This window comes from Streptomyces ruber (genome assembly GCF_014648075.1).
GTDB classification, from domain to species: Bacteria; Actinomycetota; Actinomycetes; order Streptomycetales; family Streptomycetaceae; genus Streptomyces; species Streptomyces ruber.
This window is the reverse complement of the sequence record NZ_BMQK01000023.1, coordinates 17,674-31,202: the sequence shown is the minus strand read 5'-3', so window position 1 is coordinate 31,202 and position 13,529 is coordinate 17,674. Positions and strand designations below refer to the sequence as shown.

8 protein-coding genes are annotated in these 13,529 nt (G+C 74.3%); 3 read left to right on the top strand and 5 right to left on the bottom strand.

Features of this window, described 5'->3' with window-relative positions:
- Positions 1-24 precede the first annotated feature (24 nt).
- Positions 25-4,728: a hypothetical protein gene (locus IEZ04_RS31185; RefSeq protein ID WP_189220341.1), complete on the top strand. Its 4,704-nt coding sequence runs from the start codon at positions 25-27 to the stop codon at positions 4,726-4,728.
- On the opposite strand, the gene IEZ04_RS31180 is transcribed toward IEZ04_RS31185, so the two are convergent.
- The 5 genes from IEZ04_RS31180 to IEZ04_RS31160 all read right to left on the bottom strand — a co-directional run bounded on the left by IEZ04_RS31180 (position 4,729) and on the right by IEZ04_RS31160 (position 11,790).
- Entirely contained in the window at positions 4,729-5,898 is a 1,170-nt protein-coding gene (locus tag IEZ04_RS31180; RefSeq protein WP_189220340.1) for an aromatic ring-hydroxylating oxygenase subunit alpha, read from the bottom strand.
- Positions 5,899-5,909: 11 nt separating this feature from the next.
- A complete protein-coding gene (gene solA, locus IEZ04_RS31175; RefSeq protein WP_189220339.1) occupies positions 5,910-7,070 on the bottom strand; it encodes an N-methyl-L-tryptophan oxidase in 1,161 nt (386 codons plus the stop codon).
- A 38-nt stretch (positions 7,071-7,108) separates the two neighbouring features.
- Positions 7,109-9,571 carry a GcvT family protein gene (locus tag IEZ04_RS31170; RefSeq protein ID WP_229821406.1) on the bottom strand — a complete coding sequence of 821 codons (2,463 nt, stop codon included), beginning with the start codon at positions 9,569-9,571 and terminating at the stop codon, positions 7,109-7,111.
- 41 nt (positions 9,572-9,612) lie between these two features.
- A complete protein-coding gene (locus IEZ04_RS31165; protein ID WP_189220337.1) occupies positions 9,613-10,698 on the bottom strand; it encodes an S-(hydroxymethyl)mycothiol dehydrogenase in 1,086 nt (361 codons plus the stop codon).
- A 225-nt stretch (positions 10,699-10,923) separates the two neighbouring features.
- Complete coding sequence (locus tag IEZ04_RS31160) at positions 10,924-11,790, bottom strand: IclR family transcriptional regulator (protein WP_229821405.1); 867 nt, start codon at positions 11,788-11,790, stop codon at positions 10,924-10,926.
- A 229-nt stretch (positions 11,791-12,019) separates the two neighbouring features.
- Here IEZ04_RS31160 and IEZ04_RS31155 point away from each other — a divergent pair, with 229 nt between their 5' ends.
- Both IEZ04_RS31155 and IEZ04_RS31150 read left to right on the top strand, forming a co-directional pair.
- The gene (locus IEZ04_RS31155; protein WP_189220336.1) at positions 12,020-12,340 is read left to right on the top strand and encodes a bifunctional 3-phenylpropionate/cinnamic acid dioxygenase ferredoxin subunit; all 321 of its coding nucleotides are present in this window, start codon (positions 12,020-12,022) and stop codon (positions 12,338-12,340) included.
- The gene (locus IEZ04_RS31150) at positions 12,337-13,524 is read left to right on the top strand and encodes an NAD(P)/FAD-dependent oxidoreductase (protein ID WP_189220335.1); all 1,188 of its coding nucleotides are present in this window, start codon (positions 12,337-12,339) and stop codon (positions 13,522-13,524) included. The genes IEZ04_RS31155 and IEZ04_RS31150 overlap by 4 nt, the downstream gene beginning before the upstream one ends.
- Positions 13,525-13,529: the final 5 nt, after the last annotated feature.

Genomic DNA, 13,529 nt, shown 5'->3' with positions numbered 1-13,529 from the left:
GCGACTGCGAGAGTTTCCGCCGCCATGTACGAGCTGTCCCGGGTCCGCCTCTACTCCATCGGGCCGGCCGGTGCGCGCTACGCCGACACCGTGCTGGACCTGCGGGGTGTGGGCGAGCCCGTGCCCGACCCCGCGCCGCAGCAGGCGGAGTTCTTCGAGGAGGAGCCCGTCGGGCCGCCGCGCCGCCCGGCCCCCGCGGGCGTGCTCTTCCTGGAGAACGGCGGCGGCAAGTCCGTCCTGCTGAAGCTGATCTTCTCGGTGATGCTGCCCGGCCACCGCAACACCCTCGGCGGCGCCAGCTCCGGCGTGCTGCGCAAGTTCCTGCTCGCCGACGACTGCGGGCACGTCGCGCTGGAGTGGCAGCACACACTGACCGGCGAGTGCGTCGTGGTCGGCAAGGCCAGCGAGTGGCGCGGGCGGCAGGTCTCCAACGACCCGCGCAAGTTCGCCGAGGCCTGGTACTCCTTCCGGCCCGGCCCCGGGCTCAGCCTGGACAACCTCCCCGTCGCCGAGTCCACCGCCGTACGGCCGCCCGTCGAGGGCGCCTCCGGGGCGCGGGGAAGGCGCCGCACGATGAAGGGCTTCCGTGACGCGCTCATGGAGGCGGGCAGGACGTACCCGCACCTGGAGGTGCACTGGGAGGAGATCCACGACCGCTGGAACGAGCACCTCACCGACCTCGGCCTCGACCCCGAACTCTTCCGCTACCAGCGGGAGATGAACGCCGACGAGGGCGAGGCCGCCGGTCTGTTCGCGGTCAAGAAGGACTCCGACTTCACCGACCTGCTGCTGCGCGCCGTCACCGACACCCGTGACACCGACGGGCTCGCCGACCTGGTGAGCGGCTTCGGCAACAAGCTCGGCCGGCGCGCCGAGCTGATCGCCGAACGGGACTTCACCGCCGGTTCCGTGGACCTGCTCGGCCGGATCGTCGACGCCGCCGAGGCCCGGCAGCGCGCCCGCGACATCCACGCCGCCGCCGAGCGGCGCACCCGCACCCTGGCCCGCAGGCTCTCCGCCCGGGCCGGGCAGGAGCGGGAGCGCGGCGCCGACCTGGCCCAGCGGGTCACCGCCGCCGCGCACGCCGTCACGGAGGCCGAGACCGCCCGCGGACGCAGCGCGCTCGTCGCGGCCGAACTCGCCTTCCGGCACGCCTCCCTGGCCCTCGCCGCCGCCGAGAAGTCCGCCGCCGCGCAGAAGCGCGAACTCGCCGACGCGCGCACCCTGCACTCCGCCTGGCAGGCCGCCGAGGCCGTGCTGCGCCACCGCGCCGCCGCCGACCGCGTCGCGCGCGTGGCCGCCGCCATCCAGGAGGCCGAGCGGGACGCCGCCCCCGCGCTGGCCGCCCGCGCCAGGGCAGCCGTCGACCTCGTACGCGCCCTGGAGAGCGCCGCCGAGAGCGCCGAGTCCCTCGCCAACGAGGGCGACGAACGGTCCGCCGCCCTCCAGGAGGCCGGCGAGACCGCGTACCGGGACGCAACGGCCGCCGCCACCGAGGCCCAGCGCGCCCGCAGCGAGATCGGGCACCTGCGGCAGCGGCTCGCCGAGGTCGAGCAGGAGACCGCCGAGGCCGTACGGGCGGGCTGGCTCGACGACAGCGCACCCGACGCCGACCCGGCGCGGGCCGCGCTCGCCGCCAGTGACGCCGAGAAGACGGCCGTCGCCGCCTGGGACACCGCGCGCGAGGCGTCCCGCCGCGCCACCGAGCAGGCCCGGGAGGCCGCCTCCGCCGAGTCGCGCGCCGAGCTGACCGCGGCCCGCGCGGCGGACGCGGCCACGGCGGCGACGCGCGCGTACGAGGCGGAGCGCCGCACGGCCGAGGCCCTGGCGGCGGAGGAACGGCTCGCGGAGCTGCTGAGTCTGCCGGGCGCCTCCGGCGGGGCGACCGGTGGGGTGCCGGCGCCACGGCGGGGCGACGCCGGCTCCGCGGACGGGACCGGCACCGAGGGCAGGGAGGAAGCCGACGGCGGCGCGGCCGCACGCGACCTCACCGAAGGCCCCCTCACCGCCGAGGAACTCGACCGTTACGCCGACGACCTGCGCGAACTGCTCGACGAGGGCGTCGCGGCCGCCGAACGCCACCTCTTCGAACTGCGCACCGCCGCCGCCGACGACGCCCGGATCCTCGGCGCCCTCGGTGACGGCGGACTGCTCCCGCCCGGCCCCGACGTGCTCGCCACCGTGGAGTTCCTCGGCGAGCACGGCATCCCCGCCCTGCCCGGCTGGCGCTACCTGGCCCAGGCGGTCGACCCGGCCGACCACGCGCGCGTACTGGCCGCACGGCCCGAACTGGTCGACGGCGTCATCATCACCGACCCGGACAGCCACGCCCGGGCCCGTGAGACCCTCGCCGGCGCCGCGCTGCTGCCCCGCTCGACGGTCGCCGTCGGCACCGCCGCCGCACTGCTCGCGCCCACCCCCTCCCTGGACGGGGGCGACACCGGTGTCTTCCTGGTCCCGCCGAACCCGGCCATGCACGACGAGCACGCCGCCGACGAGGAACGGCAGGCCCTGCGCGCGCGGGCGACCGAACGCGACGAGGAGATCCGCACGCTCGCCGCACGCCTCGGCAAGGACCGGGAACTCGCGGCCCGGCTCGCCTCCTGGCGCACGGGCTGCCCGGCGGGCCGGCTCACCGAACTCGCCGACGCCGCCCGCGAGGCACGCGCGTTCGCCGAGGAGGCCGAGGCCGAACTCGCGGAGGCGCGCACCGTGCGGGCCGAGACCGAGGAGGCCGCCGCCGAGGCCGCCCAGGTGCGCGACGAACGCCAGGAGACCGCGCAGCGGGCCCGCCGCGCCGCCGACGCCCTCGCCGGACTCGCCTTCCGGCTGCGCGAACGCGCCGCCTGGCAGGCGAAGCTGCGGGAACTGGCCGACGTGGCCGCCGAGTCGGAGGCCCGCGCCCAGACCTGCCTGGAGCGGGCCCGCGCCGCCGACGAGGACCGCCGCGCCGCCCAGCGCGCCGCCGACGACGCCCGCCGCACGGCCCGCGCCCTGCGCGCCGAGCGCGCCGAGATCGCGGGCGCCCCCGACGACGTACCGGAGGACGACGGCGGGACACAGGCACCGGCGCCGAAGGCGTCGCTGCCCGCGCTCCGCGAGGCGTACCGGGCCGCCTCCCAGGTGTACGAGAAGGTCGGCGTCGGCGCCGACCTGCGCGCGGAGCAGGCCCGCGCGGAGAGCGACGAGAGCGCCGCCCGCGCCGAGCTGAACCGGCTCAGCAACAAGGTCCGCAACCGCGCCGAGCAGCTGCTGGAGTCCCCCGACGGCTCCGACGGGCCCTCGCGGCAGGCCGCCGCCGCGCGCGCGGAGGAGCTGGTGCAGCTCCTGGAGACCCGTATGTCCACCGCGAGCGAGCAGCTCGGGCGGCTGCGCGGCGAGGCCGAGCGGCTCGCCCCCGAGGACGGCGAGGAGGCGCACACGGAGCTGCCCTCGGAGCTGTTCCCGGTCGGCGCCGAGCACGCCCAGACCCTGCTGCGCGACGCCACCGCCGAACTCGCCGCCCGCACCGAGGCGCTGGACCGGGCGCGCGAGGCCCACGCGGACCTGCTGGAGGCCCACCGCGCGGCCGAGGACGCGGCCGGTGGTTTCGACGAGACGGCCGCCCTCCTCCGCGACCTGCTGCGCGACCACGTCACGGGCGAGGAACAGGAGGCGCCCGAGCCGTACCCCGGCAGCCTGGAGGAGGCCCGCAGGGCCGCCGCCGAGACCCGCCGGTCGCTGCGCGGCTGCGCCGCCGACCTGTCCGCCGCCGAGGCCGCCGTGCGCGAGGCGAGCGACGTCCTCGTCCGGCACGCCAACGCGACCCGCTACGAGCAGGTGCGCACCCCGGCCCGCCAGCAGATCCGCGAGCTGCCCGCCGTCGCGCTCCCCGAGCACGCGCAGAAGTGGGCCGACGCCTTCGCGCCCCGCCTCCGCGTCCTCACCGACGAGCTGGAGCAGCTGGAGCGGAACCGCGACTCGATCGTGGACCGGCTGCGCGGGCTCGTGGAGTCGGCCCTCGCCACCCTGCGCTCCGCCCAGCGGCTGTCCCGGCTGCCCGAGGGACTGGGGGAGTGGTCGGGGCAGGAGTTCCTGCGCATCCGCTTCGAGGAGCCCGACCAGGCCACCCTCGTCGAACGGCTCGGCGAGGTCATCGACGAGGCCACGCGCGCGGCCGTCAGGAAGAACTCCGACCTGCGACGCGACGGCATGTCCCTGCTGCTGCGCGGAGTGGCGGCGGCCCTGCGGCCCAAGGGCGTCGCCGTGGAGATCCTCAAGCCGGACGCCGTGCTGCGCGCCGAGCGGGTGCCCGTCGGGCAGATGGGCGACGTCTTCTCCGGCGGCCAGCTCCTCACCGCGGCGATCGCCCTGTACTGCACGATGGCGGCGCTGCGCTCCAACGACCGCGGCCGCGACAAGCACCGCCACGCGGGCACGCTGTTCCTGGACAACCCCATCGGGCGTGCCAACGCCACGTATCTGCTGGAGCTCCAGCGGGCCGTGTCCGACGCCCTCGGCGTGCAGCTCCTCTACACCACCGGCCTGTTCGACACGACCGCGCTCGCCGAGTTCCCGCTGGTCATCCGTCTGCGCAACGACGCGGACCTCCGGGCGGGGCTGAAGTACATCAGCGTGGAGGAGCACCTCCGCCCGGGTCTCCCGCAGCCACCGCAGGCGGGGGAGGCGGTGCACAGCGAGATCACGGCGACCCGGATGTTCAAGCGGCCGGCGCCGGCGGCGGGGTGATCAGGTGCCCGCCTGCGGGCGGGCTCCCAACCGCCGCATCAGCCACGCGTGGAAGATGCCGATGTGGTGCTCGGACGGCACCAGCACACCGCCGCGGCGGTACGCGCGCGAGGACATCGCGGGCTGGGTCCGCTCGCACGCCTCGAAGTCCTGCGCGTTCACCCGGTGGAACAGCTCCACCGACCTGGACACGTCCGCGCCCGAGGCGACGACCTCGGGCGCGTACAGCCAGTCGCACTCGACGACCGTGCGGTCCTCCGCGAGCGGGAACATGCGGTGCAGGATCACGTGGTCGGGGACGAGGTTGACGAAGACGGTCGGCTTCACGGTGATCGCGTAGTAGCGGCGGTCCTGGTCCTCGGCCACGCCGGGCAGTTTCGCGAAGCCCGCGCCGCCGTCCACGGTGAAGCCCTGGACGCCCTCGCCGAACTCGGCGCCGTGGCCCACGTAGTACTGGGCCGCGTACCCGTGGGCGAACTCCGGCAGCACGTCGGTGAGCTCGGGGTGGATCGTGGCGCAGTGGTAGCACTCCATGAAGTTCTCGACGATCAGCTTCCAGTTCGCCTTCACGTCGTAGGAGATGCGCCTGCCGAGCGCGAGGTCCTCCGCGCGGTAGTGCTCGATCGCGGCGGTGTCGCCGAGGCGTTCCACGGCCGCGCCGACCACCGTCTCCTCGAACGAGGGCGGCTCGTCGGCGAGGCACACCCAGGCGTAGCCCAGCCACTCGCGCAGCGCCACCGTGACCAGGCCGTACGCGGCCCGGTCGATGTCCGGCATCTTCACCAGGTTCGGCGCGGCCACCAGCCTGCCGTCCAGGTCGTACGTCCAGGCGTGGTACGGGCACTGCAGATTGCGCCGCACCTCGCCCGCCTCCTCCAGGCAGAGCCGGGCGCCGCGGTGCCGGCAGACGTTGAGGAAGGCGCGCAGCTCGCCCGTGCGCGACCGGGTGACCAGCACGCTCTCCCGGCCGACCCGCACCGTCCGGAACGCACCGGGCTTCGCCAGATCCGCCGAGCGGACCGCGCAGAACCACATCGACTCGAAGAGCAGCTCCTGCTCCTGCCGGAAGATGTCCGGGTCCGTGTAGTAGTGCCCCGGCAGGGTCGCGACCAGGCTGGGCGGAAGCTGCCGCGGGGAACGGGGCGAGGGAGAGGTCGGGGTCGTCGTCACGGGCGTGCTCCTCAGGCGGGCGTGGCGGCGAGGCGCCGCGGGTCGAACAGACCGATCGGGTGCGCGGTGGTGCCCGTCAGCGCGAGGTCGGCGACGATCTCACCGACCACGGGCACGAACTTGAAGCCGTGCCCGGAGAACCCGCACGCCACGGTCACCGACTCGGGGTGCGCGGGGTGGCGGGAGATCACGAAGTGCTCGTCGGGGGTGTTGGAGTACATGCAGGTGGCGGCCTTGAGAAAGGTGCCGGGCAGCTCCGGGATACAGCGGGACATGTGCTCCGCCATGGCCGCGACCTCGTGGTCGTGCACGGTCCGGTCGATGGTCTCCGGGGTGGTGATCTCCCCCTTCCGGAAGAAGGCGACCTTGGCGCCCAGCTCCGGGCCGTCGATGGCGGGGAAGCCGTAGACCTGGACACCCTCGGCGTCCTCCCAGATGTAGACGGGGTGGTTCTCCGGGCGGAAGGGCTCCACCCCGTCCGGCGACGACGGCTGGAACCAGTACATGACCTGCCGCTCGATCGTGAACGGCACCCCGAGGCCGGTCAGCAGCCGCGGCGCCCACGCCCCCGGGCAGATCACCAGCCGGCCCGCCGTGTAGGTGTTGACCGCGGTGTGGACGCGCACGCCGTCCCGGTACGGCTCCCAGCGCACCACCGGCTCGTCGAAGTGCAGGTCGGCGCCCTGCCGGCCGGCCAGCTGCAGATGGGCGGCGACCATGTTCTCCGGGCGGACCAGGCCGGCCTTCGCCTCGAACAGCGCGACCTCGTCGTCCTGGGGGTTCAGGGTCGGGAAGCGGCGGCGGAGCTCCCGCGCGTCCAGCACCTCGTGGGCCAGGTCCCACTGCTCGGCGGAGCGCAGCGAGCCGGAGACGGTACGGGAGTCCGGGCGCCCGATCATCACGCCGCCGCACAGGGTGGTGATCTCCCGGCCGGTCGCCCGCTCGACCTCCTCGTACAGCTCGTACGCGCGCAGCAGCAGCGGTACGTACGCCGGGTCCTCGAAGTAGGACTGCCGGGTGATCCGCGAACCGCCGTGGCTGGAGCCGCGGTCGTGCACGGGGCCGAACCTCTCCAGGCCGAGCACGCGGGCACCGCGCGCCGACAGGTGGTGGGCGGCGGCACTGCCCATGCCGCCGAGACCGATCACGATGACGTCGTAGGTGGGGGACATACGCGCCTCCAGGAGTTGTCGTCATGGCCGGGGCCGGCTCACCGGCGGATGCGGGTCATCCCCGGGTCGAACAGCGGCTCCTCGGCCACGGTCGCCGGGATCTTCTCGCCGAAGTACTCGACGTGCACGCCGGTCCCGGGGGCGAGCGGGGGCAGCCAGGCGTACGCGACGCAGCGGCCCAGCGTGTAGCCGTACGCGGCGCTGGTGACGTAACCGGCCGGGGCGCCGTCGACGTGGACGGGCTCCTTGCCGAGGACCACGGAGGCCGGGTCGTCGAGGAGGAGCGGGGTGAGCCTGCGGGCGGGCAGGTACGGGTCCGGCAGGGCGCGCAGGGCGTCCTGGCCGACGAAGCCGTCCTTGTCCATGCGGACCGCGAAACCGAGACCCGCCTCGTACGGGTCGTGCTCGTCCGTCATGTCGACGCCCCAGGCGCGGTAACCCTTCTCCAGGCGCAGGGAGTCGAACGCCGAACGCCCGGCCGCGACCACCCCGAGCTCCTGGCCGGCCTCCCACAGGGTGTCCCACAGGCGCAGGCCCAGGTCGGCGGTGGTGTACAGCTCCCAGCCGAGCTCGCCGACGTAACTCAGGCGCAGCGCGGTCACCGGGACGTGCCCGACGTACGTCTCCTTCGCGCGGAAGTAACCGAAGCCCTCGTGCGAGAAGTCGTCCCGGGTCAGCGGCTGGACGAGGGCGCGCGCGAGGGGTCCCCAGACGCCGATGCAGCAGGTGCCGGAGGTGATGTCGCGGACGTTCACTCCCCCACTCCCGGCCTCGCCGGAGCGGGAGGTGCCCCCACCCGGCGCGTACCGCAGCAACCGGTCCAGGTCGGCGGGGGAGTTGGCCCCCACCTGGAAGCGGTCGGGACCGAGCCGCGCCACGGTCAGGTCGGAGCGCACCCCGCCCGTCTCGTCGAGCAGCAGCGTGTACGTCACCGCGCCGGGCCTCTTGCGGAGGTTGTTGCTGGTCATACGGTGCAGGAAGGCCAGGGCGCCCGGGCCGGTGACCTCGATCCGGCGCAGCGGGGTCATGTCGTACAGGGCGACCCCCTCCCGCGTGGCCCTGGCCTCGGCGGCCGCGACCGGGGACCAGTAGCGGGCCGACCAGGCGTCCCGCTCCGGCAGTTCCAGGCCCTCCGTCAGCGGGGCGTTCGCCTCGTACCAGTGCGGGCGCTCCCAGCCGCCGCCCTCCAGGAAGAACGCGCCGAGTTCCTGCTGCCGGGCGTGGAAGGGGCTGACGCGCAGCGGGCGCGGGTGCTCCATCGGCTGGAGCGGGTGGATCACGTCGTACACCTCGACGAACTGCCGCGCGCCGCGCTCGGCGACGTACGACGGGGAGCGCTGGGCGTCCTCGAAGCGGGTGAGGTCGCACTCGTGGACGTCGAGCGACGGGCGGCCCTCGACCATCCACTCGGCGACCGCCCTGGCGGCGCCCGCGGAGTGGGTCACCCAGACCGCCTCGGCCAGCCAGAAGCCGGTGAGCGCGCGGGCCTCGCCGAGCAGGGGCATGCCGTCGGGGGTGAAGGAGAAGACGCCGTTGAAGCCCGTGTCGATGCCGGTGTCGCGCAGGGCGGGCATCAGCCGGCGGCAGTCCTCCCAGCTCGGCGCCCAGTCCTCCGCGGTGAACGGGTACGAGGACGGCATGTCCATGTCCCGGCCGCGGGCGTCGTCGTACGCCGGGACCGCGAACGGGTCGACGGGCAGCGGACGGTGCGCGTAGGAGCCGATGCCGATGCGGTCGCCGTGCTCCCGGAAGTACAGGTCGCGGTCCTGGTGGCGCAGGATGGGCCGGACGGCCTCCTGCCGCCGGCCGGCGAGCTCGGGCAGCGGCCGCGTCGTCGCGTACTGGTGGGCGAGGGGTTGCAGGGGTACGTCGACCCCGGCCATGCGGCCGACGACCGGACCCCAGAAGCCGGCCGCCGAGACGACGTGGTCGGCGGGGAAGGTGCCGCGGTCGGTGACGACGCCGGTCACCCGGCCGTCGTGGCGCTCGATGCCGGTGACCGTGTGCCGGTCCAGGAAGCGCGCGCCGCGGCCGGTGGCGCGCTCCATCTGGGCGCGGGCGGCGAGGAGGGCGCGGGCCAGGCCGTCGTCCGGGGTGTGGAAGCCGCCGAGGACCTGGGACGCGTCGACGAGCGGCCAGAGCTCCCGGCAGCGCTCCGGCGGGACGACCTCGCCGCGGATCCCCCAGGACGCGGCCCAGCCCGCCTTGCGATGCAGGTCGGCGAGGCGTTCGGGGGTGGTCGCGAGTTCCAGGCCGCCGACCCGGTCGAAGCACGGGACCCCGTCCACTTCGAGGGCCGAGAACTTCTCGACCGTGTACGCGGCGAACGCGGTCAGGGTCTTGGAGGGACTGGTACGGAAGACGAGCCCCGGGGCGTGCGAGGTGGAGCCGCCGGGGGCGGGCAGGGGGCCCTGTTCGAGGACGGTGACGTCGGTCCAGCCGCGGGCGGTGAGTTCGTCGGCCAGGGAGCAGCCGACGACGCCGGCGCCGATGACGACCACGCGAGGGGCCGTATGGGAGGCCGTGCCGGCAGCGTGCGCGGTCACAGGACCACCACCGAACGCAGTACGTCCCCCCGGTACATCTTCGCGAAGGCGTCCTCGACATCGTCGAGCGAGACGGTTCCGCTGACGAAGGCGTTGAGGTCCAGCAGTCCGTTCAGGTACTGGTCGACGAGGAAGGGGAAGTCTCTGCTGGGCAGGCAGTCGCCGTACCAGGAGGGCTTGATCGCCCCGCCCCGCGAGAAGACGTCGAGCAGCGGGAGTTCGACCTGCGCCCCCGGGGAGGGGACGCCGACCTGGACGAGGGTGCCCGCGTGGTCGCGCATGGAGAAGGCCTGCAGGAACGTCTCCGGGCGGCCCACCGCGTCGATGGCGACGTCGACACCGAAGCCGTTCGTGAGCTCGCGGACGGCCTCGACCGGGTCCGTGCCGCGGGAGTTGACCGTGTGCGTGGCGCCGAACCGTTCCGCCTGATCGAGTTTCCTGTCGTCGATGTCGATGGCGATCACCTTGACCGCACCGTTCAGACAGGCACCCGCGATCGCCGCGGCCCCCACACCGCCGCAGCCGATGACGGCCACCGAGTCACCGCGGCCGACCCCGCCGGTGTGGACGGCGGCACCGTACCCGGCCATCACCCCGCAGCCGATCAGCCCCGCGGCCTCCGGGCGGGCCGCCGGGTCGATCCGCACCGCCTGTCCCGCCGCGACCAGCGTCTTCTCGGCGAAGGCGCCGATGCCGAGGGCGTTCGTGAGGGGGGTGCCGTCGAGGAGCGTCATCGGCCGGCGGGCGTTGCGGGAGTCGAAGCAGTACCAGGGACGGCCGCGCCGACAGGAGCGGCAGGCGCCGCAGGGCGCGCGCCAGGCGAGGACCACGTAGTCACCGGCCCGGAGACCGGTGACGCCCTCGCCGACCGCCGCGACCGTGCCCGCCGCCTCGTGACCGAGGAGAAAGGGGAAGTCGTCCGTGACCGCGCCGTCCCGGTAGTGCAGGTCCGTGTGACAGACCCCGCAGGCCTGCACGTCGACCAGTACCTCGCCGGGCCCCGGGTCGGGCACGACGATCCTCCGCACCTCTACGGGTGCGCCCCTCTTCACAGCGACTGCGGCACGGACCTCGTGTGGCACGACAGACTCCTCTGCTGTTGCGCATTGCACGATGGGTTGCGCGATGAGAGACATAGTGAGAACGGCGTCACAGGACCGTCAAGGGGTGCGGGTTAACCCTTGGCAAAAGCCTCCGGACGTCGCGAAACGCGCCCGACACAAAGGAGGCGCGGGGCCGGACGGCTCCGGCCCCGCGCCGTGCCGTGTCCGCGTGCACGGGGGTGCCGCCACGCGCCCGGCGGTGGGTCAGTAGGCGTATCCCATGCGGCGGGACAGCTCGCTCCCGGCCGCGACCGTCCGCTTGGCCAGCTCCGGGAGCCGGTCGGGGGTCAGCCGGTACACCGGCCCGGAGACGCTGAGCGCGCCGACCACCTTGCCGTCGTGGGCCCGCACGGGTACCGCCACGGCGGCGAGGCCCAGCTCCAGCTCCTCGACGGTCATCCCGTACCCCTGCTCGACGACCGCCTCCAGCTCGGCGCGGAGCGCGGCCGCGCCGGTCACGGTGTGCTCGGTGAAGCGCGGCAGCGAGCGGGCGAGCAGGCCCTCGCGCAGGGTGGGCGGCATGTGCGCGAGCAGTACCTTGCCGCTGGACGTCGCGTGCAGGGGGGTGCGCCGGCCGAGCCAGTTCTGCGCGGTGACGGACGCGGTGCCGCGGGCCTGCATGATGTTGACGGCGGCGTCCTCGTCGTGCACCGCGATGTTCACGGTCTCGCCCAGTTCGTCGGCGAGTTCGCGGCAGACGGGCACGCCCTCCTGGGAGATGTCCAGGCGCACTGCCGCCGCCCCCGCGAGGCGCAGTACGCCGGCGCCCAGGTAGTACTTGCCGCGGTCCTTCGCCTGGGCCACCAGGCCGCGGTTCTCCAGGACGCCCAGCAGCCGGAAGGCGGTGGACTTGTGCACGTCCAGCTCGTCGGCGATCTCGGTGACGCCCGCCTCACCGTGCCGGGCGAGGATCTCCAGGACGCTCACCGCGCGGTCCACCGACTGGACGGCGCTCGCCGCGCTTCTGCCGTTCTGCTTCTGGTCGTTCCGCCTCCGGTCGTTCTGCTTCTGGGCGTTCTGTTTCTGATCGTTCCGCTTCGGTTCGTTCTGCTGCTGCTGCGTGCGGGTCATAGGTCAACTCTCACCACCTGACGGCCCTGTTCGGACCGCATCTGCGGGAAGCCCTTGACGCGACGGTCGTCCCGCCCGGATTCTGTTGCGCATAACGCTCTGCGATGCGATATGTGAAACGCCATGGTACCGAAGCGCCTCGGACCGCCAAGGTTTCCGACCGGCCCGGACCGCGAACCGCGCACTCCCCGCACACCGCATCCGAACCTCCCATCACGCAGGGGGCCCCATGATTCCCGTCTGCCGCCTCGAAGACCTCCCCGTGGGCGGGTCCGTCCGCATCGACACGACGCCGCCCGTCGCCGTGTTCAACGCCGACGGTGAGCTCTACGCCGTCGACGACACCTGCACCCACCAGGACGCCTCCCTCTCCGAGGGCTGGCTGGAGGGCCGTCTGGTCGAATGCCCGCTGCACGCCGCCTCGTTCGACCTGCGGACCGGCGAGGCCACCTGTCTTCCCGCCCGCCGCGCCGTCCGCACGCACCGTGTGAGCGTGGAGAACGGCGTCATTCACGTGCACCTCGGGGTCGGGGCGGGAACGGCGGCATGAGGTCCGTGACCGTCGTCGGTGCCTCGCTCGCCGGTGTGTACGCGGCCCGCGAGCTGCGGGCCCAGGGCTTCGACGGCCGGCTGGTGGTCGTCGGCGACGAGCCGCACCGGCCGTACGACCGGCCGCCCCTGTCCAAGGACTTCCTGACCGGACGGAGCACCGAGGCGAGTCTCGCCCTGACCGATCCCGGGGAGACCGCCGCGCTCGGCGCCGACTGGGTGCTGGGCGTACGCGCCCGGGGCCTGGACGCCCGCGGCCGCGGTGTGCTTCTCGGCGACGGCCGCACCGTGCGCACGGACGGCGTCGTCATCGCCACGGGCGCCTCGGCACGCCGTCTGCCGGGCGACGCGCTCGCCGGCGTGCACGCCCTGCGCACCCTGGACGACGCCCGTGCCCTGCGCGACGAACTCGCCGAGGGGCCGCGCCGCGTCGTGGTCGTCGGCGGGGGCTTCGTCGGCGCGGAGACCGCGTCGTCGTGCGCCTCCCTCGGACACCACGTCACCGTCGTGGAGGCCGCTCCGCTGCCCCTTGCCGCTCAACTCGGCCCGGAGATGGCCGCCGTCTGCGCCGCCCTGCACGAGCGCGGTGGCGTCCGCCTCCTGACCGGCACGGGTGTCGCCCGGCTGCACGCCGTCACGGGTGCCGTCACAGGCGTCGAACTCTCCGACGGCCGTGTCCTTCCCGCCGACACCGTGGTCGTCGGCATCGGTGCCGTCCCCGGCACCGCCTGGCTGGACGGCTCGGCGCTCGCCCTGCGCGACGGTGTCCTCTGCGACGACGGCTGCGTGACGGCGCTGCCCCAGGTCGTCGCCGTCGGAGACGTGGCCCGTGTCGGCGGTACCCGCGCCGAGCACTGGACCTCCGCCACTGAGCAGCCCCGGGTGGCCGTACGGAACCTGCTCGCCGGACGCACGGTGGAATCCGTCCGGTCGGTCCCCTACTTCTGGTCCGACCAGTACGGCGCCCGCATCCAGTTCGCCGGCCGTCGCCCGGACGGCGGCACCGTCCACGTCACCGAGGGCTCGCTGACCGACGGAGGCCCGGCCGGGAGCGGCTTCCTCGCCGAGTACCGACGCGACGGACGTACGACAGCTGTGCTCTCCGTCGACCGGCCCCGCTCCTTCGTGCGCGCCAGGCGCGAACTGGCCCGCACGGCCGGTGAGACGAGGGCGGCGGTGGTGTGACGGAC

Bases quoted from the DNA above. Each gene is read 5' to 3' on its own strand.
- IEZ04_RS31185 (WP_189220341.1), top strand. From the start codon at position 25: ATGTACGAGCTGTCCCGGGTCCGCCTCTACTCCATCGGGCCGGCCGGT.
- solA (WP_189220339.1), bottom strand. From the start codon at position 7,070: ATGTCCCCCACCTACGACGTCATCGTGATCGGTCTCGGCGGCATGGGC.
- IEZ04_RS31160 (WP_229821405.1), bottom strand. From the start codon at position 11,790: ATGACCCGCACGCAGCAGCAGCAGAACGAACCGAAGCGGAACGATCAG.
- IEZ04_RS31155 (WP_189220336.1), top strand. From the start codon at position 12,020: ATGATTCCCGTCTGCCGCCTCGAAGACCTCCCCGTGGGCGGGTCCGTC.
- IEZ04_RS31150 (WP_189220335.1), top strand. From the start codon at position 12,337: ATGAGGTCCGTGACCGTCGTCGGTGCCTCGCTCGCCGGTGTGTACGCG.